This window comes from Candidatus Pelagibacter bacterium nBUS_25, from assembly GCF_051200975.1.
Classification (GTDB): Bacteria; Pseudomonadota; Alphaproteobacteria; order Pelagibacterales; family Pelagibacteraceae; genus Pelagibacter.
In genome coordinates, this window is the sequence record NZ_CP172846.1 from 478,303 (window position 1) to 504,554 (window position 26,252).

At 32.4% G+C, this 26,252-nt stretch carries 20 protein-coding genes and 5 tRNA genes; 22 read left to right on the plus strand and 3 right to left on the minus strand.

Features of this window, described 5'->3' with window-relative positions; all coding sequences use genetic code 11:
• Positions 1-94: 94 nt before the first annotated feature.
• Entirely contained in the window at positions 95-3,748 is a 3,654-nt protein-coding gene (locus ACIJYH_RS02520) for a S8 family peptidase (protein WP_435163754.1), read from the minus strand.
• A gap of 343 nt (positions 3,749-4,091) precedes the next feature.
• Between ACIJYH_RS02520 and ACIJYH_RS02525 the strand changes: the two genes are divergently transcribed.
• From ACIJYH_RS02525 to ACIJYH_RS02560, 8 genes are all read left to right on the plus strand, one after another.
• On the plus strand, positions 4,092-4,607 hold the full coding sequence (locus ACIJYH_RS02525) for a hypothetical protein (RefSeq protein WP_435163757.1): 516 nt from the start codon (positions 4,092-4,094) through the stop codon (positions 4,605-4,607).
• Positions 4,608-4,963: 356 nt separating this feature from the next.
• A complete protein-coding gene (locus ACIJYH_RS02530; protein ID WP_435163760.1) occupies positions 4,964-5,839 on the plus strand; it encodes an SHOCT domain-containing protein in 876 nt (291 codons plus the stop codon).
• 4 nt (positions 5,840-5,843) lie between these two features.
• On the plus strand, positions 5,844-6,350 hold the full coding sequence (locus tag ACIJYH_RS02535) for an SHOCT domain-containing protein (protein ID WP_435163762.1): 507 nt from the start codon (positions 5,844-5,846) through the stop codon (positions 6,348-6,350).
• A 466-nt stretch (positions 6,351-6,816) separates the two neighbouring features.
• Positions 6,817-9,351, plus strand: a complete 2,535-nt coding sequence (locus ACIJYH_RS02540; protein WP_435163765.1) for an autotransporter domain-containing protein — start codon at positions 6,817-6,819, stop codon at positions 9,349-9,351.
• Positions 9,352-9,488: 137 nt separating this feature from the next.
• Positions 9,489-9,574, plus strand: a tRNA-Leu gene (locus ACIJYH_RS02545).
• 4 nt (positions 9,575-9,578) lie between these two features.
• A complete protein-coding gene (locus ACIJYH_RS02550) occupies positions 9,579-10,349 on the plus strand; it encodes an NAD kinase (protein WP_435163767.1) in 771 nt (256 codons plus the stop codon).
• Between the two features lie 6 nt (positions 10,350-10,355).
• The gene (locus tag ACIJYH_RS02555) at positions 10,356-11,066 is read left to right on the plus strand and encodes a phytanoyl-CoA dioxygenase family protein (protein WP_435163770.1); all 711 of its coding nucleotides are present in this window, start codon (positions 10,356-10,358) and stop codon (positions 11,064-11,066) included.
• A 156-nt stretch (positions 11,067-11,222) separates the two neighbouring features.
• Complete coding sequence (locus ACIJYH_RS02560; RefSeq protein ID WP_435163773.1) at positions 11,223-11,657, plus strand: CBS domain-containing protein; 435 nt, start codon at positions 11,223-11,225, stop codon at positions 11,655-11,657.
• A 12-nt stretch (positions 11,658-11,669) separates the two neighbouring features.
• On the opposite strand, the gene ACIJYH_RS02565 is transcribed toward ACIJYH_RS02560, so the two are convergent.
• A tRNA-Thr gene (locus tag ACIJYH_RS02565) sits at positions 11,670-11,745 on the minus strand.
• Positions 11,746-11,778: 33 nt separating this feature from the next.
• Positions 11,779-12,522, minus strand: coding sequence for a 23S rRNA (guanosine(2251)-2'-O)-methyltransferase RlmB (gene rlmB / locus ACIJYH_RS02570; protein WP_435163776.1), 744 nt, complete (start codon positions 12,520-12,522; stop codon positions 11,779-11,781).
• A gap of 128 nt (positions 12,523-12,650) precedes the next feature.
• Between rlmB and ACIJYH_RS02575 the strand changes: the two genes are divergently transcribed.
• The 14 genes from ACIJYH_RS02575 (at position 12,651) to rpsG (ending at position 26,249) form a co-directional block, all read left to right on the plus strand.
• A tRNA-Tyr gene (locus ACIJYH_RS02575) sits at positions 12,651-12,736 on the plus strand.
• 45 nt (positions 12,737-12,781) lie between these two features.
• A tRNA-Gly gene (locus tag ACIJYH_RS02580) sits at positions 12,782-12,855 on the plus strand.
• Positions 12,856-12,900: 45 nt separating this feature from the next.
• A complete protein-coding gene (gene tuf, locus ACIJYH_RS02585; protein ID WP_435163779.1) occupies positions 12,901-14,091 on the plus strand; it encodes an elongation factor Tu in 1,191 nt (396 codons plus the stop codon).
• A 10-nt stretch (positions 14,092-14,101) separates the two neighbouring features.
• Positions 14,102-14,177: transfer RNA gene (locus tag ACIJYH_RS02590), tRNA-Trp, on the plus strand.
• 16 nt (positions 14,178-14,193) lie between these two features.
• Entirely contained in the window at positions 14,194-14,385 is a 192-nt protein-coding gene (gene secE, locus ACIJYH_RS02595) for a preprotein translocase subunit SecE (RefSeq protein ID WP_435098260.1), read from the plus strand.
• On the plus strand, positions 14,385-14,915 hold the full coding sequence (gene nusG / locus ACIJYH_RS02600; protein ID WP_435098263.1) for a transcription termination/antitermination protein NusG: 531 nt from the start codon (positions 14,385-14,387) through the stop codon (positions 14,913-14,915). The genes secE and nusG overlap by 1 nt, the downstream gene beginning before the upstream one ends.
• On the plus strand, positions 14,915-15,340 hold the full coding sequence (gene rplK, locus ACIJYH_RS02605) for a 50S ribosomal protein L11 (RefSeq protein ID WP_435088949.1): 426 nt from the start codon (positions 14,915-14,917) through the stop codon (positions 15,338-15,340). The genes nusG and rplK overlap by 1 nt, the downstream gene beginning before the upstream one ends.
• Positions 15,340-16,029, plus strand: coding sequence for a 50S ribosomal protein L1 (gene rplA, locus ACIJYH_RS02610; protein ID WP_435163782.1), 690 nt, complete (start codon positions 15,340-15,342; stop codon positions 16,027-16,029). Before rplK ends, rplA begins: the two co-directional genes overlap by 1 nt.
• Before the next feature lie 2 nt (positions 16,030-16,031).
• Entirely contained in the window at positions 16,032-16,553 is a 522-nt protein-coding gene (rplJ, locus tag ACIJYH_RS02615) for a 50S ribosomal protein L10 (protein WP_435163784.1), read from the plus strand.
• A gap of 3 nt (positions 16,554-16,556) precedes the next feature.
• The gene (gene rplL / locus ACIJYH_RS02620; RefSeq protein ID WP_435088952.1) at positions 16,557-16,919 is read left to right on the plus strand and encodes a 50S ribosomal protein L7/L12; all 363 of its coding nucleotides are present in this window, start codon (positions 16,557-16,559) and stop codon (positions 16,917-16,919) included.
• Between the two features lie 56 nt (positions 16,920-16,975).
• Positions 16,976-21,061, plus strand: a complete 4,086-nt coding sequence (gene rpoB / locus ACIJYH_RS02625; protein ID WP_435163787.1) for a DNA-directed RNA polymerase subunit beta — start codon at positions 16,976-16,978, stop codon at positions 21,059-21,061.
• 2 nt (positions 21,062-21,063) lie between these two features.
• Positions 21,064-25,236, plus strand: a complete 4,173-nt coding sequence (gene rpoC / locus ACIJYH_RS02630; RefSeq protein WP_435163790.1) for a DNA-directed RNA polymerase subunit beta' — start codon at positions 21,064-21,066, stop codon at positions 25,234-25,236.
• 171 nt (positions 25,237-25,407) lie between these two features.
• Positions 25,408-25,779 carry a 30S ribosomal protein S12 gene (gene rpsL / locus ACIJYH_RS02635; protein WP_023648422.1) on the plus strand — a complete coding sequence of 124 codons (372 nt, stop codon included), beginning with the start codon at positions 25,408-25,410 and terminating at the stop codon, positions 25,777-25,779.
• Positions 25,779-26,249: a 30S ribosomal protein S7 gene (gene rpsG / locus ACIJYH_RS02640; RefSeq protein ID WP_028036888.1), complete on the plus strand. Its 471-nt coding sequence runs from the start codon at positions 25,779-25,781 to the stop codon at positions 26,247-26,249. Before rpsL ends, rpsG begins: the two co-directional genes overlap by 1 nt.
• Positions 26,250-26,252 lie beyond the last annotated feature (3 nt).

Sequence of the window (26,252 nt, forward strand, 5' to 3'; positions counted from 1 at the left end):
CAGATATTATTGATTTTACACACGTGTTTAATTCTATGTTTTTCAGCACTATCCAATTAATAAAAGATTAAATATTAGTAATATAATAATTTTTTTAATCATCATTATTTTCTATGGGTATAAATTTGTCAGTCTTTAGATCATACACAAATCCATGTTTTGTTGTGTTGTCTAAATCATTGTTAACATATATGGCTTCCATGTCTTTTTTAGAACCATCTGCATTGTAACATTTTGGGTTTTTCCAAATAAAGAAGCCACAAGCGCCATTGAACTTTTTAACATAGTTCATTGCTAGATTAACACCGTCTTTTCCATTCTGTCCAGCAACATCCTGTCTGTATTCTGCTGTAAAGTTAAATGTTGCATCTAAATCATGATCTGGTGTCTTACTGTAAAAAAAACCTAAGTTCTTTTCTTTGGTAGTCTGCTTAAGATTACTGCTGATGTCAGTGTAATTAATTGTACCATCTAAATTAACACTCTCGGCTACTTCCAAATCCATCGTTCCTGATATTATATGACTTGGAAGTGAGAACGACCAACCGAGAGTTGTGTGCTTATCTTTGTGCATTTCATAAGCGATCCTGTAAGATTCAGATACTATGTCTGAAAAGTTTTTAATCATACTACCATCTGTTGTGTTTATATCTGAGTAGCCTTTTGTGTAGTTTAAACTTAATATATTATTACCAAGTGTATACTCAACACCTAGGTTTCCAAAGTTTGTGTTGTTGTTATCGCCCACACCTAATGCACCATCTGATGAATTGCCTAACCATGTTTCTTGCTCACTCATCTGTCCTATGCTTGTTTTTAGTTTGAAGTTTTTATGCAAAATAAAGTTTTTGCCAATATTCGCTGAGTAATCACCAGCACCATTGTCACCTGTGTATAATCCAAAGTTATAATTGTTTAATAAGTTGTATTGCCCACCTTGTGTGAATGACCCATACATCTGTTGTGTGGGTAGGAAAATGTTGTTGTTAGCCACCAGCATGTCAACGTCAGAATATTTTCTATTATCTTTAACTGCGAATCCACTACCCAAGTTCATGTAATAATCTCTGTCATAGTCGTCTATCACCATGATTTTTAATCCTGATAACGCCGAGAACGCACTTGTATTTCCTGTTGCGAAGTAGGTATTATTTAGTGAATTCAGTGCACCATCTACTCTGCCTGTAGTTGGAATACCTATTGCGCCTTGTGGTTGTGTTGCCTCATCTAAATCTAACATACCTTGTCCATGTATGTTAACATTGTATCCATTGATGTTTGTGTCGGCTGTATTCAATACAAGTTTAACTAAGTTCTCACCTTTCATATGAGGCCACATCTGGTGTAATATACCCATTGCTCCTGTAACCTGGGGAGCTGCCATACTTGATCCACCCATTTTTAAGTATCCATCGCCAGATGCACTTGAGTAAACTGAATTACCTGGTGCTAGTATGTAGAAGTCTGAAGTCATGTATGTGTCATTACAAACATCATTTACTATATTCAAACATACATGACCTGCTTTACTACCTAGGACCTGTCCATTAGCCTTTGTGCCACCCCAGTTACCTACGATGATCATTTTGCCACCAAGTACTAGGTTGCCATTTGTATCTGTTTCTGATGCCCAAATACCTGGATCCAGTGCATAATCATAATTCATCGTACCGTTTACATATAAACCGTTACCTGCCGAGTTGACCAATATTATGTCGTTGTCTGTTGCAACTTTCCAATACTGGGCACCACCTCCACTGTATTGCATTTTGTCTGTGATTTTTTGTGCCGAATATGTTCCATCACTCAATTGTGTAACAGTACCATAATGGTAGGTTGGATTAGCCTTATTGAAACTCATGTTAACAGCAACAATATTCATACCTTCACCACCTTGTGCATTTGAACTTTTTAATTTTACAATATCCTGCAAAGCATTTGAGGCATAACTCATGTGTGCTGAACCTGATCCATAATAGTCAATGTTTGCACCAACTAGTTCTGCATCAAAGGCCACACCGTGGAATTCATTGCCATCTCTCTTACCCGCAATAATACCTGCCACGTGTGTACCATGTGATATGTACTTACCACCATTTGCAACTGTACCTAATTCATTTCCATTAGAATCTTTTGTGCCATCTTCATATCTAACATAGTTGTTGTACCATTTGTATTTGCCGTCTAATGCTTCGTGATCTGTTTCTTGAAAAGAATCAATTACACCTAATACTGCACCCTTACCTGTCCAACCTCTTGCATAGGCCTTGTCGGCATTTATCATTGACTTACTTGTATCTTTGTTGAATTCTGTTGTTTTGAAGTCGTCAGCATTAGTGCTTAGATCTGTTGTTTGTGTACCAATGTCCTCGTCATCATCTGTATACGCATTGTTCTTTAATGTTTTACTTGCTTGTGCAACAAAATTTTCTGTGATGTTTGGTGTTAAGAATATGTTGCTTGAAACTTCGTTTTCTTTAACAGTTCTTTCTACAATTTCTGTTTGGATTGTTTCCCAATCTGTGTAAACTTTTGCTTGTTGTGTTTCTATAATTTCTGATGTGCCGTCTTTGTATGTAACTTTTTTTCTCTTTGTTGTTATAGTCCAAGTTCTTTTTTGTTTTGTTTTAGTATCATTGTACACAACATTATCTGATGTGGTAGAGACCGCAGGTTTTGTCACAGTTGTTCTTATCCAATTGTCTATAATAACCCATATTTGATTCTTTGTTCCTGTTGTTTCTGTTTTAGTTTTTTGGAAATTTACTGTTGCAGTTAATTCTGATCCTGCTACCACCTCTGGTGTATTTGCTGTTGTGCTTACTTTTGTTGTAACAGTAAGTGTACCACCAGTACCATAAGATGAGTTCCATTCTGTTGTTGCATCGCTCACAACATCTGCAAGTATTTCAGTGGTCACAACTGGATTTGATCCTTCTTGGTATTGTACTACATCTTCTATTTTGAGTGATAATTCTGTTTTTACTTCTTCTACGCTACAACTTGGAGTAGTTTGAGTGACAGCAGTACCATCAGCACTTAATTTTGTTGTTTCAGTCCAAGTACAAGTTTTTGTTTTAACAACTTTTGTTTGTGGTGTAGTAACCTTAACAGTTCTTTTTTCTTTACCACCTTGTCCTTCAATAATTTCCCAAGTAGAATTTGAAAAGTCCTTAACTGGAGTACCATCTTCTGTTTGATTGTAAGTTTCTTCTGTTGACTGTTTTACTTCTGTGCTTACTACTTGTTTTGCTTGTGCATATTCTAGTGCTGAACCAGTTTTTTCTGTGTTAATAATTTCTTGTGCTTTGTCTTCTTTTGCAACCTTGTTCAACTGTTCAATAGTGATTGTTTTACCCCTTGATACTCTTATTATGATGGGCTTTACATGGTCTCTCAAATATATCATGGCTGCATATGCTTCTTTGTAAGAGCTTGAATTGTAAATTTTGTATTTATCTATGTTGCTTTGGTTTGCAATTAGTGTTTCTGATTGTGCCCAAAGAGACTCTGCTTGTTGTAATTGTTCTAGTAATGTGTTTGCTGTTGAAATATCTTCTGCATCAGGTCCTGTTATAACTGCCTGCAAGGTACTATATTCACCACCTGAAATAGTTGCTTGAAAAGTTGATAATAAATTTGAATAAGAGCTTACAATAGAATTAGATCCTGATAAATTTGAAAGATCGTTCTGAAAGAAATTATTAACTATATTTGTACCACTGCCACCACCGCAGGCTGTCAACATTAATGGTAATAAACAAATAGATAATTTTTTATTAAATATATTCAAATTAATTTAAATATACCTCCACCATAGATATTAGCATAAATAATCATAAAATTCATTAATGCTCACGAGGTGAAATTGGTAGAAACAAAGGACTTAAAAGCCGAGGGATAGAAGTTAAAGTCAGTCATAGTAGTCCAAGGTGGTCTAAAACATCCTATAAAATCTCATAACTTTAATTTAACTTTCTAATAAGATAAGAAAATAAGACTTAATTAATTTGTGCAAACTAGAGCAAGACTAGAGCATATAGTGATAATTTTTAGATTTAACCAAAACATATATTGATGTAAGCTAAAGTATGAAATTAGCACGTAGTTTAATTTTGTTTTTGTTTTTAGCTGGATGTTACGCTGATACAGCTATGATTGAGTATGACAACAGAAAGCATGAAGTTAGACTTGGCGACAGTATAAATAAAGCACTACCAATTTTAAACAATATACAAAGTACAGTTCCATCTAATTGGTTAAGACCAGCAGAACAATATTTAGAAGGTGGAAAAAGATTTTATATTCATTATCAAAGAACAGGTCACACAGAAGACGGTGTTCTAACTGACGATGAGTTAACTCCTTATGTTTTTGTCGAAGATACTTTGGTGGCAATTGGATGGACAGCTTTAGGCGGACCAAAAACTTTTGGAAACGCAGCAGCTGCAGCTTATAACAATCAGCAAAGATCTAATGCTTTAATGGACTTGAGTAATGCTCTCTCTCAACCACAAACAACCTATGTTCCAAAAAATACTACTACCAGATGTAATGTTATCAATACAGGAAATGGTAACTCAGTAGTAAGATGTAATTCATATTAATTTTTTTTACTTAAATTATGCATAGGATATTGTGGGATAACTAGAGCATGACTTTAGCACAGAGGGATAAAATAAAAAAATTTTACTTATTAGTCTTGTTCAATTATAAATATTAGCATAAACACTCATGAAATTCATTAATGCCCTCGTGGTGAAATTGGTAGACACAAAGGACTTAAAAGGCGAGGGATAGAAGTCAATGTCAGTCCATAGTAGTCCAAGGCAGTCTAAAACATCCTATAAAATCACATAACTTTAATTTAGCTTAAGATTAAGATTAGAAAGTAAAACTTAATTTATTGTTTAAAACCTGCACCAAACCTATACATTTATAATAAAAACATTAAGTTATTTATATGAAAAATAAATTATATTTAATTGTCTTTATTTTATTATTTTCCACTCAAGCTTTTGCTGTTAAATTTTCACATAACGTAGGTGATGTAGTTGAAAATGAAGTCAACTTTGGAAAGAATATTAAATTTCCTTTACCACCAGGCAAATTTACAGTTGCTGTTAACCATAAATCTAGAGAATTCAGAGATGTAATGTTGTACCAAATTGATCAAAAGACAGGTTATGTCAGATGGGCAATACATGTTATGGCAACAGGTAATACACAATGGGAATGGTGGAACCCTGGTGAAATGTGTGATCGAACTAACGTTTATTTCATAAAAGTAAAAAAAGGAAATAAGAAGTTTGCTTGTTGGATGGTTAACCATTCAAGATCTGATATTGGAGCAAATAAAGGATTTTGGAAAAAAGTTAGAGACTATGAATTATCTAATAATATGAAAAATCCTGCTATTTTTATTTATAGCAAACATGACTATGCAAAAGGATCAAAGTTGTATGAGTCTTCTTATTATTATAATCCAGAATTAGATGGAGTTCCAAAACCCAAAAGTTTAGAATGGGATACTAATGAATTTCATCTACAAAAAGTAATGAATTATCCTAAACATGAAGAATTTTTAAAAAAGTATATAAGTGTTTCCGCTTCTTTAGTCGATAGATTTAATCAGCTTAATAAAGTTAGAGGTAGTTTGACATTAGATGCATCAACTTTAATTATACAAGCATCAATTAATGTTGAAAGTGGTGAAACAACAAAAGAAGTACCAAAAGGGAATATTGTTGAACAAATTAAACAACTCAAAGAACTTATGGATGCAGGCGCAATATCTCAAGAAGAGTTTGACAAAGCTAAAAAAAAATTATTGAATTAGGTTTATGTTAAAAAATTTTTTTTTACTAATAGTAATTTCCTTTTTAACTGGATGTGCATCAATAACCGAGTCAAAGAATCAGTCAATGTCAGTTACCACTGGGGATGTTACAGGAGCAATGTGTACACTTTCAAATTCAAAAGGAAGCTATTATGTAAATTCAACACCAGGTTCTGTTATGGTAAGGAATGCTTGTGATCAGTTAACTATTACTTGCAAAAAAGATGGTTATGTACCAGCTAACCCAGCTGCTGGGTCAGTCCAAGACAAGTCTAAAGGCATGGCATGGGGAAATATTGTTTTTGGTGGAATTATAGGTATTGCTGTTGATAGACAAACAGGAGCTGGCTGTAATTATCCTCAACAAAATATTATCTTTCCTATGCAAAAAGTTTCTGCCGAAAGTGGGGCAACTGATATAAAAAAATTAAAAGATTTAAAAGAATTACTCGATGCAGGTGTAATAACTAAAGAAGAGTTTGACAAAGCCAAAAAACAAATTCTTAATTAAATCATCTAGGGTTTTATTGGATTACCTGCACACAATATGTGCACAGAAAGGTAAAATAAAAAAATTTTACTTATAAGGCTTGTTCAATTATAAATATTAGCATAAACACTCATGAAATTCATTAATGCCCTCGTGGTGAAATTGGTAGACACAAAGGACTTAAAAGCCAAGGGATAGAAGTTTAAGTCAATCCATAGTAGTCCAAGGTAGTCTAAGACATCCTATAAAATCACATAACTTTAATTTAGCTTTCAATTAAGATTGGAAAATAAAGCTTATTTAATTTGTGCAGACTTGCACATAACTTGCACATACTGCGACATTTTTGCTTGAAATTGATTTTATTTTTTTATAGCGTTCTAATAATTTTTTTAGACTGACCTTTGGTTCTATAAAATTGTAGGTTGGTCACCCCTATAAAAAAAAGGCCACAAAAATAAGTATTAAAAAAGAGAGTATTATTTTAATGGTCTTGATTAAACTAATATCAAATTTTTATAAAACTTACATTTGTGTAAGTTTAATTTTTCTTATTACATTATTAATAATTTTTTTTTCTAAAAAAACTTATGCTGCTGATTGTGCCGATGTTAATGGCACTACTGTAACTTACACTTCAGATTGTAGACAAATAGTAGTAACGGGTGATGGTTCTAACATTACTATTGATGGTGCTACAATTAAAGGACGTTCAAGTGATGATGAAAAGGGAATAGTCACTACAAACGGCACTAATACTACTATTACTATTAATAGCGATGCAGGTATAGGTTACGACACTGCAGATGGCCTTGATAGATACGGAATTCAACATGCAGCGGGCTCAGGCAGCATTACAACAATTACTAATAATGGAAGAATAGAGACTAAGCAATCCACTTCCAATGGAGCTGGTTATCCAATTTTTAATGGATCCACCATTGGAGATATAGTTAATAGTGGACAAATTTATTCAAACAGTAAAGTTGCAATTGCAAATACGAAAAATGGAACAATTAACAAAATTGAAAATACTGCTACCGGCGATATATGGTCAGTACGAAAATATACTATTCAAAATAACAATACCATTGGAACAATCACAAATGCAGGGATGATTAAATCTAGTAAAGAACAAGCAATTAGAAACGCATCAAATGATGAATCAGTGCCCACAATTACTTTAATAGAAAATAAAAGTGGCGCAACGATACAAGCTGAAAACGAAACCATTATGAATTCAGGTCGCGGTATAATTACAACAATCAAAAATGCCGGTACAATTAAGGCATGGGGAGCTGATGGAAAAGCAATTAGAAATTTTAACGCTACAATAGGTACCATAGAAAATACAGGAACTATTTCTACCACCAAAACTAGCGGTGGTAGCGGTCAGGCAATTATTTCTTCAACTGGTGGTGTAATTAATACAATAAATAATTCTGGAACTATTTCTGCTATTGATGGTAATGGTGTAATTTACGTGAACGCAACCGGAGCTATCGGAACAATTACTAACTCAGGTGATATTACAGGAGATGACAGTGGTGCTGCAATTAAAAATGAAGGGGCAATCACCACAATAAATAACTCAGGCAATATTACAGATTCTACTAATGCAGATGGTATTAAAAATATATTAGGAGCAACTATTGGAACAATTAACAATACTGGAACGATAACAGGTGCTGATTTGGATATTAATAATGCTAATGACTCAGGTCAATCTGGAACTATTACAACATTGATTAACTCTCAAGGAGGCAATGATGCGCTGACTTATGGGTATAAGCTTCCTACAAATTACAATGTAATTGTTAATAGCACTTCTGATTATGGTAAAATAGTTTTTAGCAATAAATCAGGAACGACAACTTTCGGTGTACATAGCACTTCAACACTAACTGGTTCATCAGTAAATACGACTTATAGCGACGTAATTAGCGGCTTAACAGAAAGTGATTTAGTATCATGCACTAGTGATACAGACTGCACAACAGGTAATAAATTTGAAGGAACAAATAAATATTATTGGAAATTAGATGATACTAATAATGATGATGATTGGGATTTAATTATTACTGCTATAGAAAGTTCAGTTCCACCACCTTCTACGTTACCTAAAACACCTACTCTTGAGACTATGAATAGTCTTAAATCAGTAACAGATGCAAACTTTGCTCATATGAATACTTATGATTGTGATTTTTTTGGCAATAATAATGATACATGTCTGTCATTAGGAGACAGACGTTCTAAAGTTACAAATCCAAGTTCAACAACAGATGGATTAGTACTAGTAGGTGGAAAGAGATTTTCTGATCAACTGAGGATAGGAGGTTTCTATCACACCAATACTAAACACGACACAACAAAAAATTTAAAACTTTCAGATAATACTCCACTTCTTGGAAGTTTAATTGTTTGGAATCAAAAAAGCTCTGGCTTAGGATTTCAAGTAAAATATGCAAACGCGTATCAAGAAAAAAATGCTACAATCACCCGTGAAGCAGGAGAAAATTCAGAAGAGGGAACAGGAAAAACACTAACAAAAGCAATTAGTAATACAATTGAAACACGTTATGTAATTTCAAAAAAAAACAAAATTAATTATACTCCCTATTTTGCATCAAGATACGCAGTCAAAACACAAGATAGTTATACAGAAGTAGGACCTGTTAACCCACTTACTTATAATAAAATTAATGATAAAGCGCTTACCGTTTTATTAGGTACAAGAATTGATGCAAATTTAACACCAGCACTTAACCTTCATGCTACTTTAGGAATAGAACATGATGTTTATCATACAATTTCTAAGTTAGCACCCACGGGTATGTCAGGTCTTCCAACAGTAAATCTTGATGCAAACTTAAAAAAAACTCGTCCAGTAGTTTCCCTAGGTTTTGATTATGATTTATCTTCAAATAATAGATTTTCTTCTATTATTCAGTATCAAGAATTAGCCTATGAAAATATGACACAAACAAATTTATATATTTACTATTCAAAAGCATTCTAAATATTCGAAGCTTAGTTATAGGATAATATAGGAGAACTTGCACAAGACTTGCACACAGAGAGATAAAATAAAAAATTTTACTTATTAGACTTGTTCAATTATAAATATTAGCATAAACACTCATGAAATTCATTAATGCCCTCGTGGTGAAATTGGTAGACACAAAGGACTTAAAATCCTTGCCGCTTGCGGAGTGCCAGTTCGAGTCTGGCCGAGGGCACCACTAAATGAGTAAGCTTCAGATAATTTCTGATAAGAATAAAAAATCCTTAAACATTAAAAAGTTATTAGTAAAAAAAATAGATAGTCAGCAATTTAAACAAAACAATCTTGTAATTGTTATTGGTGGTGACGGTTTTATGCTTGAAACTTTAAAGAAGAATAAAGATTCAAACAAACAATTTTATGGAATTAACTCAGGAAATTATGGTTTCTTGATGAACAAATTTTCTTCAGAAAATATTATTAAAAATTTAAAAAAAGCAAATATGATTTCTATTTCGCCGTTAGAAATGATCGTTAAAAATAAGAATAATCAAATAAAAAAATCTCTAGCTATAAATGAAGTGTCAATTTTAAGACAAAGTAGACAAGCTGCCTCATTATCGATTAAACATGGATCCAAACAAATTATAAAAAAACTAGTCTCGGATGGTGTTCTTGTTTCAACACCTGCGGGTAGTACAGCCTATAATTTATCAGTGCATGGACCTATACTTAGTCTAAATTCAAAAAAATTATCAATTGCCCCAATAAGCCCATTTAGACCAAGAAGATGGAAGGGTAAAATAGTTAATGATAAATTAAAGATTGTAATTACAAACTTAAATCCATCTAAAAGACCCATCAGTGCTGTTGCAGATAATCTTGAAGTTAGAAATGCTAAATCAATTATAGTAAAGACAAACAATAAGATTAAATTTAACCTTCTCTATGACAAAAATAGAAGTTTACAAAAAAAAATAAAAATTGAACAATTAAGAGGAGAAACTACTTAATTTAAAGTGTTAACAAAAGAGCAAATCAAACAATATCAAGAAGAAGGTTTTGTAATTCCTGATTATAAAATGTCTGAAAATGATCTTTTAGAGATTGTAGAAAAGCACGATCAATTAATTAATAAATATCCAGAATATAAAAATTATTGTCCAGCTGTTCTTTTAAAAGATGAAAGTTTTTTAAAATATTGCTTGAATGATAAAATATTAAACTTTGTTAAACAATTATTAGGCAACAACTTTGCTTTATGGAACTCAAGTTTTTTTGCAAAACCTGCTCATAATGGCTTTGAAACTCCTTGGCATCAAGATGGACAATATTGGCCAATAAATCCTCTTGCGACATGCACTGTGTGGTTAGCGATTGATGATGCAACTGAAGAAAATGGATGTCTGAGATTTATCAAAGGATCACATAAAGATAAAAAACTTAAAGATCATTCTAGAAATAACAAAGAAAATTTAACATTGCATCAAGAGCTTAACAAAAATGAGTATGATATTTCTAAGTCAGTTAACTTATTACTTAAAAGAGGACAAATATCATTACATGATGTTTATATGGTTCATGGTTCAAAAGAAAATAATTCTCCAAATTCTAGACGGGCAATGACAATGAGGTTTATGCCTCTGACAAGTAAATTTGATCATGAATTTATTTTTGATAGCAAGCCATCATTTAAAATTGATAAAATTTATCCTGTTAAAATTAGATAAGTGGTGTTACTGCACGAATAAGAACTGTGAGTCTATTGATTATTAATCAAAAGTCTAAATTTAAAAAGATAAATAGTACCAACGTTAATTGAAAACTATTTCAAATCTATACACACTTTGAACACAGTGATAGGGTTTTATTAATAATAAAAGATAATGACAAGATTAGAAAATTTTTTAAAACTAAATAAAAATAGAAAAATTTGGACTATTTCAAAAGACCAAAGTGTAATGCAGGCACTTATTTTAATGTCAGAAAAGAATATAGGTGCAATCATTGTTGTAGATAATAATGATTTTCCAATAGGTATTTTTTCAGAAAGAGATTATGCAAGAAAGGTTATTTTAAAAGGTAAGAATAGCAAAGATACATTGTTAGACGAGGTAATGACTAAAGAATTAATTACCGTTACTAGTGATTTCAAAATTGATCAGTGTATGGAATTAATGACCGAACATAGGATAAGACATCTACCAATATTAGAGAATAAAAAAGTTGTTGGAATTATTTCAATTGGCGATGTTCTAAAAATTATGATCATAGAACAGAGAGAACTTATAGATCACTTACAAAGATTTATAACTAGCTAAAATATATTTTGATGGTGCCCCCGCACGGAGTCGAACCGCGGACCTATTGATTACAAATCAATTGCTCTACCAGCTGAGCTACAAGGGCATAAGCCATAACTATTAACTATTTATTAATTAATCAACTCTTTTTTTTTAAAAAACTTAAGTGATGAAATACTATTGCTGCACTATTTGATATATTGAGACTTTCAATCTCTTTATTCATATCAATTTTAACAAAAAAATCTGCATATTTACCTGTGTGCTCTCGCATACCAAAACCTTCAGAGCCAAAAAGAAGAACATTTTTTCCTTCCCATTTTACTTCTGTAAAATCTTTTTCACCTCTTGCTTCAAAACCATAGACCCAAAAGTTTCTTTCTCTTAAATTTTTAAGAGTTGAGTTGATGTTAGATACTTGAAAAATATTTAAATGCTCCATACAGCCACTTGCAGACTTGTACATAAGCTTACTATCTTTTGGAAATTGTCTTTCTTTAATTATTAAACCATCTATTTTAAATGATGCAGCACTTCTAATTAATGAACCAATATTTCTCGGGTCAGTTACTTCATCCAAACAAACAAAAGTACAATCTTTTTTTTCTTTAATATATTCTTTTAAATCAGGTTGATCTAAATGTTCAATTTCCGCAACATAGCCACCATGCATTAATTGTTCCTTAGATGTATATTTGTCTAATTCTTTTTTAGATTTAAAATAAACTTTAACGTCTTCTAAAACATTTTTTTTTGGATTTTTTCTGTGTATATTTTTCTTAGCATCTTCAGTTAAAAACACTCTTAAAACCTTTCTTTCAGGATTTCTAAGAGCTTCGATAACAGCATGTTGGCCAGCTATAAAAAAAGATGATTTATTCATAAATTTTTATGAGTTTTACACGTTTTTTTGGATATTTTCTTATTAAATCACGTGTTGCATTTGAATAAATAAAATATATAAAACGCTTGTTGTTTGAAGCTTTATTGAACAGGGGACACTTCCCCAGAGGAGGGGTTCCAGAGCGGTCAAATGGGGCGGGCTGTAAACCCGTTGACTTCGGTCTTCGAAAGTTCGAATCTTTCCCCCTCCACCACTCAATAAATTTTTAAGTAACGTGGAGTGTTACTCTTGGGGTCGTGCGGGTGTAGTTCAATGGTAGAACGCTAGCCTTCCAAGCTGGATGTAAGGGTTCGATTCCCTTTACCCGCTCCAAGAAAAAAAATTATTAATGAAAACAAAAACTGAGGTAAAAAAGTAATGTCAAAAGAAAAGTTTGTTAGAAGTAAACCCCACTGTAACATTGGGACTATTGGTCATGTCGACCATGGTAAAACAACTCTTACTGCAGCTATCACAATTACATTAGCAGAAGCAGGTGGAGCAGCAGCAGTAGCTTACGATCAAATCGATAAAGCTCCTGAAGAAAAAGAAAGAGGAATTACAATTTCAACAGCTCACGTTGAGTATGAAACTGAAAAAAGACATTACGCTCACGTTGACTGTCCAGGCCACGCTGACTATGTAAAAAACATGATCACTGGTGCTGCACAAATGGATGGAGCTATCTTAGTAGTTAACGCTGCCGATGGTCCTATGCCACAAACTAGAGAACATATTCTTTTAGGAAGACAAGTTGGAATTCCTGCAATTGTTGTTTACTTAAATAAAGTAGACCAAGTTGATGACAAAGATATGATCGAACTTGTAGAAGAAGAAATTAGAGAACTTTTAACTTCATACAAATATCCTGGAGAAACAACTCCAATCGTTAAAGGTTCAGCTTTAGCAGCAGTAGAAAAAAGAGATGAAGAAATTGGAAAAAATTCAATTTTAGAATTAATGAAAGCTGTTGATGAACATATTCCACAACCAGCTAGAGATGTTGACAAACCTTTCTTGATGCCTGTTGAGGATGTATTTTCGATTTCAGGAAGAGGAACAGTTGCAACTGGTAGAATTGAGTCAGGTGTAATTAAAACTGGTGAAGAAGTTGAAATCGTAGGTATTAAAGAAACTAAAAAATCAGTTTGTACTGGTGTTGAAATGTTTAGAAAACTTTTAGACTCAGGTGAAGCTGGTGATAACGTAGGAATTCTATTGAGAGGCATTGAAAGAACAGACATCGAAAGAGGTCAAGTTCTTTGTAAGCCTGGTTCAATTACTCCACACACTAAATTTGAAGCTCAAGCATATGTACTTAAAAAAGATGAAGGTGGAAGACATACTCCTTTCTTTACTAAATACAGACCGCAGTTTTATTTTAGAACAACAGACGTAACAGGAGAAGTAGAATTACCAGCAGGTACTGAAATGGTTATGCCAGGTGATGATGCTAAATTTACTGTTAAGTTGATTACACCAATAGCAATGTCAGAACAATTAAACTTTGCTATTAGAGAAGGTGGAAGAACTGTTGGAGCAGGAGTAGTAACTAAAATTATAGAGTAACTCTATAAATAGGAGTGTAGCTCAATTGGTAGAGCGCCGGTCTCCAAAACCGGAGGCTGAGGGTTCGAGTCCCTCCGCTCCTGCCAATTAGAGCTAAAAATTATGAAAAACCCAATTAAATTTATTCAGGAAGTAAAACAAGAGGCATTTAAAGTTTCATGGCCTACATGGAAAGAGACTTTACAAGGTGCTTTAATGGTGTTTGCGATGGCAGTTGTGATGTCATTATTTTTTCTGCTTTTGGATCAAGTTTTAAAGTTTTTCTTAGAATTATTACTTAAGGTGAGTATTTAATGAAAAATTGGTTTATAGTTCAATCACACTCTAACTTTGAGAATAAAGTTTCTGGTTTAATCAGAGAAGAAGCTGAAAAAGCAAAAATTTCTGACAAATTTGAGGAAATTATTGTTCCAACACATGATGTAACAGAGGTTAAAAGAGGAAAAAGAATCCAAAGAAAGAAGAAATATTTTCCTGGTTATGTGCTTGTAAAATGCGAGATGGACAATGATATTTATCATATGATCAAGAATTTAAAGAGAGTAAGCGGTTTTTTAGGATCTAAAGGAATTCCAGTGCCAGTTTCTGACAAAGAAATTGAAAAGATTTTAGGGCAAATAAAAGATGGTGTGGCTCAGCCAAAATCTGGTATAGAGTACAGCATTGGTGAAAAAGTTCAGGTAGTTGATGGTCCTTTTGCATCGTTCAGCGGAATGGTGGAAGATATAGATGAAGAAAAGTCTAGACTTAAGGTCTCAGTTTCTATATTTGGACGTCCAACACCAGTAGATTTAGAATATAACCAAGTTGAGAAAGTAAGTTAATGGCAAAAGAAATTAGTGGATTTATAAAGTTACAAATTAAAGGTGGTCAAGCTAACCCAGCTCCTCCTGTAGGACCAGCCTTAGGACAACGTGGTGTTAACATCATGGAATTTTGTAAAGCTTTTAATGACAAAACTAAATCGATGGCTGGAAAACCTGTTCCAGTAGAAATTACAGTTTACAAAGATAAAAAATTTGATTTTAAAATTAAATCTCCACCAGCATCTTTCTTTATTAAAGAAGCAGTTAAACGTAAAAGTGGATCAAAAGAACCTGGAAGAAATATTGTTGCATCAATATCAAAAAAACAATTAGAAGATATTGCTACTCAAAAAATGCAAGATTTAAATGCTCATGATTTAGAAGAGGCAGTAAAAATCATAGCAGGTTCAGCAAGATCAATGGGTATAGAGGTTAAAGAGTAATGTCATCCAAAAGATATAAAAAACTCCCTGAAAAAACTAAAGATTTAAACGCTGAGGTGATTGAAAAATTATTACCTGAAGTTAAGAAAAATTGTACAACTAAATTTGATGAGTCTTTAGATTTAAGTTTTCAAATAAATAACAAACAAAAGAAAAGTGAAGTTAATATCAGAACTGTTGTTAACCTACCTGGTGGTACAGGAAAAAATGTTAAAGTTGCTGTTGTTTGCGAAGATAATAAAGCTCAAGAAGCTAAAGATGCTGGAGCTGACATTGTTGGCAGTGATGAGTTTGTCGAAAAAATTAAAGGTGGTGAATTAAATTTTGAAAAATTAATATGTACACCTGGTATGATGGTTAAACTTTCTAAATTAGGTAAAGTTTTAGGTCCTAAAGGATTAATGCCAAATCCAAAACTTGGTTCGGTATCAGAAAATATTAAAGAAGCAGTAACCAATGCTAAATCTGGTCAAGTTGAAATTAGAAATGATAAAGATGGAAATATAGGTGTGAGTATTGGAAAAAAATCATTTCATGATGACCAATTATTAAAAAACTTTCATGCAATTTTAGATGCATTAGAAAAAGAAAAATCAAACAACACTTTGAAAGGTGACTTAATTAAAAACACATTTGTTACGTCATCAATGGGTGTTTCATACAAAGTTAAATTAGGGAAGTCGATATAGTCATGTTAACGAAAGAACAGAAAAAAAATTATATTACAGAAATGACTACACAGTTTGAAAATAGTAAAGCTGTAATGGTTACACATTATCAAGGTTTAACAATGACTCAATTAGATGAGCTAAGAGCTCAAATGAGAGAACATGGAATAATCTTTAAAATAACTAAGAATAGAATAACCAAACTAGCTTTAGAAAAAACTAAATGTAAAGATCTATCAGATTTATTTACAGGGCCTACAGCAGTTGCTTTTGGTGAAGATGCGATAATGTCTGCAAGAATTCTATCAAAATTTGCGAAAGATAACGAAAACTTAAAATTAATTGGTGGAATAATGGATAATGAGGTCTTAGACCAGGCCGGTGTCCAAAATGTAGCTAGTTTACCAACATTAGACGAAGCAAGAGCGAATATTATAGGTATTTTAAATGCTCCAGCATCAAAATTAGTGAGTATTTTACTTGCATACTCAGAAAAAATGAGTAGTTTGTCCGCAGAAAATTCTGAAACACAACCCAAAGAGTAAATTATGCCTGACCTAAATAAAATCATCGAAGACCTTTCAAGTTTGACTGTTGCTGAGGCAGCTGAACTTTCAAAACAATTAGAAGAAAAGTGGGGTGTAACTCCTATGGCAGCAGCGGCTCCAGCAGCAGCAGGTGCAGCTCCAGCAGAAGATAAAGATGATTTTACGATCATGCTTGTATCAGCTGGTGAAAAGAAAATTAATGTTATTAAAGAAGTTAGAGCAGCAACTTCATTAGGTTTAAAAGAAGCTAAAGATCTTGTAGAGGGAGCACCAAAAGAAGTTAAGTCTGGTGTAAATAAAAAAGAAGCTGAAGAGATCAAAGCTAAACTTGAAGCCGCAGGCGCAAAAGTAGAACTTAAATAAATTAATAAGAAAGAATTCGAATACTGATTGTTTTTAATCAGTATTATTAAACATAAATGCAATTATCTTTTACTGAAAAGAAAAACATAAGAAAAAGTTTTGGTAAACTAAAAGAAAGTTTATCTATTCCTAACCTAATTGAAGTACAGAAAAATTCTTACAAAGAATTAACTGAATTTTATGCTGAAACAGAACTTGCAAAAGGTTTTGACAGAGTTTTTAAAAGTATATTTCCAATTGAAGATTTAAATGACAAAGCAACACTAGAATATGTCTCGTACAGATTAGACAAACCTAAGTTTGATGTAGAAGAATGCATTACTAGAGGTTTAACTTACTCATCTGCTCTTAAGTGTACTTTAAGATTAGTTGTTTATGAAATTGATCAAGATAATAATACTAAAGATATATTGTCTGCAAAAGAACAAGAAGTTTATATGGGTGAAGTGCCCATGATGACTAACAGTGGTACTTTTATTACCAATGGTGTTCAAAGGGTTGTAGTTAACCAAATGCACAGAAGTCCTGGTGTATTTTTTGACCATGACAAAGGTAAAACTCACGCAAGTGGAAAACTATTATTTAATGCAAGAGTTATTCCAAACAGAGGTTCTTGGTTAGATTTTGAATATGACGTTAAAGATTTTTTATATTTTAAAATTGATAGAAAGAAAAAAATTTTTGCCTCAACTTTGTTACTAGCATTAGGCTTTACTAAAGCTGAGATCGTTGATGAATTTTATGAAAGCGAACAATTTAACTTTGATCCTAAGACCGAAAAATGGAAAACAAAATTTAATCCAGAAAATTATAAAGCAAAAAATTTCTCAGAAGAAGTTACAGATGCCAAAACTGGTGAAGTAGTAATTAAGTTAGGTGATAAAATTAATTTCCTTAATGCAAAAAAATTAGCTAACGATGGCCTAAAAGATATTTTGGTAACAAGAGAGTCTATGTATGGAAAGTTTCTACATAGAAATGTTAAAGTTAATGATGAAGAAGAGGGCACTTTTTCAATAGGAACAGAATTAAATGACGCTGTAATTCAACAAATATTAGATGCAAACATTCATTCGTTACAAATATCCGTAACAAACTCAATTAATAAAGGACCTTATTTATTAACAACTATTTTAAATGATAAGAATAATACTAAAGATGAGGCTATTACCGAAATCTATAAAATGCTTAGACCTGGTGAGCCACCAACAATTGAAATAGCTACTCAAATTTTCAACAATTTATTTTTTAGTTCTGACAGATACGACCTTTCTGACGTTGGAAGAGTAAAAATGAACTCTAGGTTAGAACAGGATTGTTCAGACAAAATTACAATTTTGAGAAATGACGATATCGTAGCAATCGTTCATAAGATGTTAGATTTAAGAGATGGAAAAGATGAAGTCGATGATATTGACCATCTTGGCAATAGAAGAGTACGTTCTGTTGGTGAGTTAGTCGAAAATCAAGCACGTATCGGTGTCTACAGAATGGAAAGAGCGATAAAAGAAAAAATGACTACTTTAGATGTTGAGTCAGCAATGCCTCAGGATTTAATTAACGCCAAACCTTTGACAGTTTCTTTAAAAGATTTTTTTGCAAGTTCTCAACTTTCACAATTTATGGATCAAACTAATCCATTATCAGAGATTACACATAAAAGAAGGGTTTCAGCTTTAGGACCTGGTGGGTTAACAAGAGAAAGAGCTGGTTTTGAAGTTCGTGATGTTCACCCAACTCATTACGGAAGAATTTGTCCGATTGAAACACCAGAAGGTCCAAACATTGGATTAATAAACAGCTTATCAACTTATGCAAAAATTAACAAATATGGTTTTATTGAAAGTCCATATAAAAAAGTAAAAGATGGTGTTGTTCAAAGTAATGTTGAGTATTTATCTGCAATGGAAGAAACAAAATTTACTATTGCACAGGCAAATACTAAATTAGATAAAAACGGAAAAATAATTGAAGAATTGGTTTCTTGTAGACAAAATTTAAATTTTCTTTTAGCTAAACCTGAAACTATTGATTACATTGACGTTTCACCTAAACAACTTGTTTCGGTTGCTGCTTCGTTAATACCTTTTTTAGAAAATGATGACGCTAACAGAGCTTTAATGGGATCTAACATGATGAGACAAGCAGTTCCATTATTAAAACCTGAATCACCTTTGGTTGGAACGGGTATTGAAAGTGATGTTGCTTTAGACTCAGGTGTTACTATTGTTGCTAAACGAGATGGAACAGTGGATAAAATTGATGGTAAAAGAATTGTAATTAAAGCTACTGAAGAAACTGATTTTACAAAATCGGGTGTTGATATTTACAATTTACAAAAATTTAAAAGATCAAATCAAAACACATGCATTAACCAAAAACCTTTAGTTAGAGTTGGTGACAAGGTTAAATCTGGAGATATTATAGCTGATGGTCCGTCTACTAAATTAGGTGAATTAGCTTTAGGTAAAAACGTAACTGTAGCCTTTATGCCATGGCAAGGTTATAATTTTGAAGATTCTATTTTGATATCTGAAAGATGTGTAACTGATGACGTGTTTACTTCTGTTCATATTGTTGAATATGAAATTATGGCAAGAGATACAAAATTAGGTGAAGAAGATATAACTAGAGATATTCCAAATGTTAATGAAGAAGCATTAAAAAACCTTGATGAATCTGGGGTTGTTTATATTGGTGCTGAAGTTAATGCAGGTGATATTTTAGTTGGAAAAGTAACCCCTAAGGGTGACTCAGCTTCAGGACCTGAAGAAAAATTATTAAGATCAATATTTGGTGAAAAAGCTATAGATGTAACAGATACATCTTTAAGAATGTCTAGAGGAAGTAGCGGAACTGTTGTTGATGTAAGAGTATTCAATAGACACGGTATTGAAAAAGATGAAAGATCAATTACGATTGAAAGAGCAGAAATTGAAGAAGTTCAACAAGACAAAATTGTTGAAGAAGAGATTTTAGAGAGAAGCATTAAACAAAGAGCATCACAATTTTTATCAGGATCTTCTTTAACTAAAAAAGTAAAAGATTTGTCTGAAGGTACTAAATTAGATTTTGAATCAATAGATAATTTACCTATCAATGATGTTTTTAAAATTACAGTCGGAAATGTAAATGATGAAGCAACTTTAGCTCAACTTAAAGATCAATATAATAAAGCAAAACAAGATATTACAGAGAGATTTGAAGATAAAGTTTTAAAAATTAGAAGTGGTGACGATTTACTTCCAAGCGTTATGAAGATGGTTAAAGTTTTTGTTGCAATTAAGAGAAGACTAAGACCTGGAGATAAGATGTCTGGAAGACACGGCAACAAAGGTGTTGTAAGTAAAATTGTTCCGGTTGAAGACATGCCTTATAGAGAAGATGGAAGACCTGTTGATATTGTTTTGAATCCGCTTGGCGTACCAAGTCGTATGAACGTTGGTCAAATTTTAGAAACTCACTTGGGATGGGCTTGTAAAGAATTTGGTGAAGAGGTTAAAAGATTAGTTAATGAGAATAACAAGAAAATTGAAAAAACTGAAAAAATCTCAAAATTTTTAAAATCTGTTTATGGGGAAGAAACTTTTGATGATAAAGTTGAAAAATTAAGCAAACCTGAATTCAAAGATTTAGTTGAAACTTTACAAGACGGAATAGCTATTTCAACACCAGTATTTGATGGTGCAAAAGAAAAAAATGTTACAGAAATGCTGGAGCTTGCTAAATTACCAGGTTCAGGACAAACATATTTATGGGATGGAAGAACAGGTGAAAAATTTGATAGACCTGTAACAGTTGGCATAATTTATATGCTTAAACTCCATCATTTAGTTGAAGACAAAATTCATGCTAGATCAACAGGACCTTACAGTTTAGTTACACAACAACCTTTGGGTGGTAAGGCTCAATTAGGTGGTCAAAGATTTGGTGAAATGGAAGTTTGGGCATTAGAAGCTTATGGTGCATCATATACACTTCAAGAAATTTTAACTGTTAAATCAGACGATGTTGCTGGAAGAGTTAAGGTTTATGAAACAATTGTTAAAGGCGAGGAAAATTTTGAGTCAGGTATACCTGAGTCATTTAACGTTCTAGTTAAAGAAATTAAATCATTAGCACTAAATGTGGAGCTTAATTAAAAATGAAAAAAGAACTAACAGATTTATTTAAAAACACTGAGATTTCTGAAGCTCAAAATTTTAATAGCATCAAGATAACATTAGCCAGTCCTGAAAAAATTAAATCATGGACTTTCGGTGAAATAAAAAAACCAGAAACAATAAATTACAGAACTTTTAGACCTGAAAAAGATGGTCTATTTTGTGCTAGAATATTTGGCCCAATTAAGGACTACGAATGTTTGTGTGGAAAGTACAAACGAATGAAATTTAGAGGAATTATCTGTGAAAAATGTGGTGTTGAAGTAACAAAATCTAATGTTCGAAGAGAACGGATGGGTCATATTAATTTAGCAACACCTGTTGCTCATATTTGGTTTTTAAAATCTTTACCAAGCAGAATTGCTTTAGCAGTTGATATGAAACTTAAGGAGATCGAAAGAGTTCTTTATTTTGAAAACTTTATAGTAATTGAACCGGGTTTAACTGGATTACAAAAAAATCAACTTCTTAATGAAGAAGAATTAGCCAAATATCAAGACGAGTTTGGTGAAGAGTCATTTGAGGCTGGCATAGGTGCTGAAGCTGTACTTGAAATGTTAAAAAATTTAGATTTAGAATTAGAAAGAAAAAATCTTATTAACTTTATTAAAGAGACAAAATCAAAAGTTAATGAAGAAAGAGCAATCAAAAGATTAAAATTAGTTGAGTCATTTATTGAAACAGGACAAAAACCTGAATGGATGATTTTAACAGTGGTGCCAGTAATCCCACCTGAACTAAGACCTTTAGTGCCTTTAGATGGTGGAAGATTTGCTACATCAGACTTAAATGATCTTTATAGAAGAGTTATTAACAGAAATAATAGATTAAAAAGATTAATGGATTTAAAAGCTCCGGATATCATTGTTAGAAATGAAAAAAGAATGCTTCAAGAATCAGTGGATGCATTATTTGATAATGGTAGAAGAGGCAGAGTAATAACTGGCACTGGAAAAAGACCACTTAAATCTTTAGCTGAAATGCTAAAAGGTAAACAAGGTAGATTTAGACAAAACTTACTTGGAAAAAGGGTGGACTACTCAGGAAGATCTGTAATTGTTGTTGGCCCAGACCTAAAACTTCATGAGTGCGGTTTGCCAAAAAAAATGGCTTTAGAACTATTTAAACCATTTTTATATGCAAGATTAAATAAGTTAGGATTAGCATCTACAATCAAACAAGCAAAAAAATTAGTTGAAAAAGAAACAAATGCTGTTTGGGATGCTTTAGAACTAATTGTCAGAGAACATCCGGTAATTTTAAACAGAGCACCAACACTTCACAGATTAGGTGTACAAGCGTTTGAACCTAAACTTATAGAAGGTGATGCAATTGAATTACATCCTTTAACTTGCGCTGCTTTTAATGCTGACTTTGATGGTGATCAAATGGCTGTTCACGTTCCATTAAGTTTGGAGGCTCAATTAGAAGCTAGAATATTAATGCTTTCTACAAACAATATATTATCTCCATCTAATGGTAAGCCGATCATTGTACCAAGTCAGGATATGATTTTGGGTATTTATTATCTTTCTCAAGAACCCATGACAGATAAACCTTCTGGATATTTTGTCGATGTTGATGCTATTGAATTTGCTTTAGCTTCAGATCAAATTAAAGTTCACAGCACGATTATATCAAGAATTGGAACAGTTGATGAAAATGGAAACAAGAAATACGAAAAATACACATCAACAGCTGGAAGATTTTTATTAGCAAATTTACTTCCCAAAAATAGTAATATTAAATTTTCTTTAGTTGATAGATTACTACCTAAAAAAACTGTTTCTGAAATTATAGATGTAGTGTTTAGATTTTGTGGACAAAAAACAACTGTTATATTCTGTGATAAATTAAAAGATTTAGGATTTAAACATGCTTTTAAAGCTGGAATTTCATTTGGAAAAGATGATCTTGTAATTCCAGAAAGCAAAACTCAATTAATTGAAGACACAAAAGCATTAATAACAGATTATGAAAATCAATATTCTGAGGGATTAATTACAAGAGGTGAAAAGTACAACAAAGTTGTTGATGCTTGGTCAAAATGTACAGATAAAGTTGCTGGTGAAATGATGAAGGGTATTTCTGCTACTGAAAAAACTCCAGAAGGCTTAAAAATTAATTCAGTTTATATGATGGCTGATAGTGGTGCTAGAGGATCTGCAGCACAAATGAAACAGCTGGCTGGTATGAGGGGTTTGATTGCAAAACCTTCAGGTGAAATTATCGAAAGTCCAATTATTTCTAATTTTAAAGAGGGTTTAACAGCATTAGAGTATTTTAACTCTACACACGGTGCTAGAAAAGGTCTTGCAGATACAGCCCTTAAAACTGCAAGTTCAGGTTATTTAACTAGAAGACTTTGTGATGTTGCTCAAGATTTAACCATTACTAAAGTTCAATGTGATGATCCAGGGTTTATCGAACTTTCAGAAATTTTAGAAGGTGGAAATGTCGTAGTCAGCTTATCTGAAAGAGCTTTAGGAAGAGTTACTGCAGCTGATGTAAAAAACCCACTTACTGGCGAAGTTGTAATTAAAAAAACAAAAATGATTGATGAAGCAGGTTGCGATTTGATCGATGCTGCTGGTGTAAAATCACTTAAAGTTTACTCAGTAATGACATGTAGTTCAAAAGAAGGTGTTTGTTCAACTTGTTATGGAAGAGATTTATCTAGAGGTAAAATGGTGCATGTTGGAGAGGCAATTGGAATGATTTCTGCTCAATCAATAGGTGAACCAGGTACTCAGTTAACTATGAGAACTTTCCACGTTGGTGGTACAGCATCAGTTAAACAAGATTCTCAAATTGTCAGTAAAAACGAAGGGACACTTAAAATTTTAAACTCTAATATTTTAGAAGATTCTAAGAAAAACTTAATTGTTATGGGGAGAAATACTCAACTTTCTATTGAAGACGATAATGGTGTTCAGGTAGCTGTTTATAAAGTTGCTTATGGATCAAAATTATTTTTTAATAATGGTGATAAAATTAAAGCTAATACAAAAATTTGTGAATGGGATCCATACACCACACCTGTGATCGCTGAAAAAAGTGGTACAGCAAGTTTCGTTGATTTAATTGATGGTGTTTCAATTCAAGAAACTACAGATGATGCAACTGGCATATCTTCAAAATCAGTTATTGATTGGAGAGCTCAATCGAAAAGCACTGATTTAAAACCAAGAATTACTCTTAGAGATGACAAAGGAAATGTTATTAAAAAAGCTGATGATAATGAAGCAAGATATTACTTGGTGCCAGATTCAATTCTTTCAATTAAAGATGGTCAAAAAGTTTTTGCTGGAGACGTTATAGCTAGATTACCTAAAGAAACTACTAAGACAAAAGATATTACTGGTGGTCTTCCAAGAGTTGCTGAATTATTTGAAGCAAGAAAAGCAAAAGATAGTGCAATTATTGCTGAAAATGATGGACAAGTTGTATTTGGTAAAGAGGTTAGAGGAAAACAAAGAGTATCTATTGTTCCAGAGGATGGAGCTGAACCTTCAAATTATTTAATTCCAAAGGGAAAACACATTAATTTCAATCCAGGTGAAAAAATACAAAAGGGTGAATACTTACTTGATGGACAACCTTTGCCACATGATATTTTAAGAGTATTGGGAATTAAAGAATTAACTGAATATTTTGTAAACCAAGTACAAGAAGTTTATAGATTGCAAGGTGTAATTATTAATGACAAACACATTGAGACTATACTAAGACAAATGCTTAAAAAAGTTGAAGTAAAAGTGTCTGGTGATTCTAGTTATTTGCCTGGAGAGGTTATTGATAGAATAAAATTTGATATTGTAAATGAAAAGCTGGTAGCTGAAGGTAAGGCACCTGCTGTTGGTGAGCGTGTATTGATGGGCATAACCAAAGCTTCGTTACAAACTGAGTCGTTTATTTCAGCTGCTTCATTCCAAGAAACAACTAGAGTTTTAACAGATGCAGCTATTAAAGGTAAAGTAGACCCATTAAATGGCCTAAAAGAGAATGTTATTGTGGGTAGATTGGTTCCTGCTGGAACAGGTCATATCAAAAACAAATGGAATAAAAAAGCACTTGAGGATGATAATAATTTTATTGCTGAACAAGATAAAATAGAAACATCCGAACCTTCAGAAACTCCTGCAAATCAGTAAAAAATATCACTTAATACTTGAAATTTTAGTTTGACAAAGTCAGATTAATAAGTATTTTGGCGATGTTTTTGGTTGGAATGTAGTACCTACTAATAGTACTAAACGCTGCCACAAAATAACCTGTCAGTTATTTTCTTCTAAAAATAAATTAATTAATTTTATAAAAAATTTATGCCAACTATTAATCAGTTGTTAAGAAAAAAAAGAGTTAAACAATTAACTAGGAACAAAGTTCCTGCATTACAAAAGCAACCTCTCAAAAGAGGTGTGTGTGTTAAAGTTTATACAACTACTCCTAAAAAACCAAACTCTGCATTAAGAAAAGTTGCAAGAGTGAGACTGTCAAATGGTTTTGAAGTTACTGCTTATATCCCGGGTGAAGGACACAATCTTCAAGAGCACTCAGTAGTATTAATTAGAGGTGGTAGGGTGAAAGATTTACCAGGTGTGCGTTATCATATTTTAAGAGGAAATCTTGATACCCAAGGTGTCGCTAATCGAAAAAAAAGAAGATCTTTATATGGAACTAAAAAAGGTAAATAATGTCTAGAAAAAAAACGCAACCAAAAAAAAATGTAGTTCCAGATCCAAAGTTTAATTCAACTATCATACCAAAGTTAATTAACAATATAATGTACGATGGTAAAAGAGGTGTTGCGGCTAAGATTGTTTACGATGCAATAGATAAAATTAAAACAAAATCTAAAGATGAGCCAATTAACATTTTTAATGAAGCTATAAATAATATTAAGCCAACTGTTGAAGTAAGATCAAGAAGAGTTGGTGGTGCTACTTATCAAGTTCCTGTTGAAGTAAAAAGCAAAAGAGCTCAAGCATTAGCTATTAGATGGTTAGTAGATTCTGCAAGAAAAAGAAAAGATAAACACATGTCAGATAAAATTTTTAATGAATTGTTTGATGCTTATGAGAAAAAAGGTGCTGCAGTTAAAAAAAGAGAGGATGTGCATAAAATGGCTGAGTCTAATAAAGCCTTTGCACATTTTAGATGGTAATAA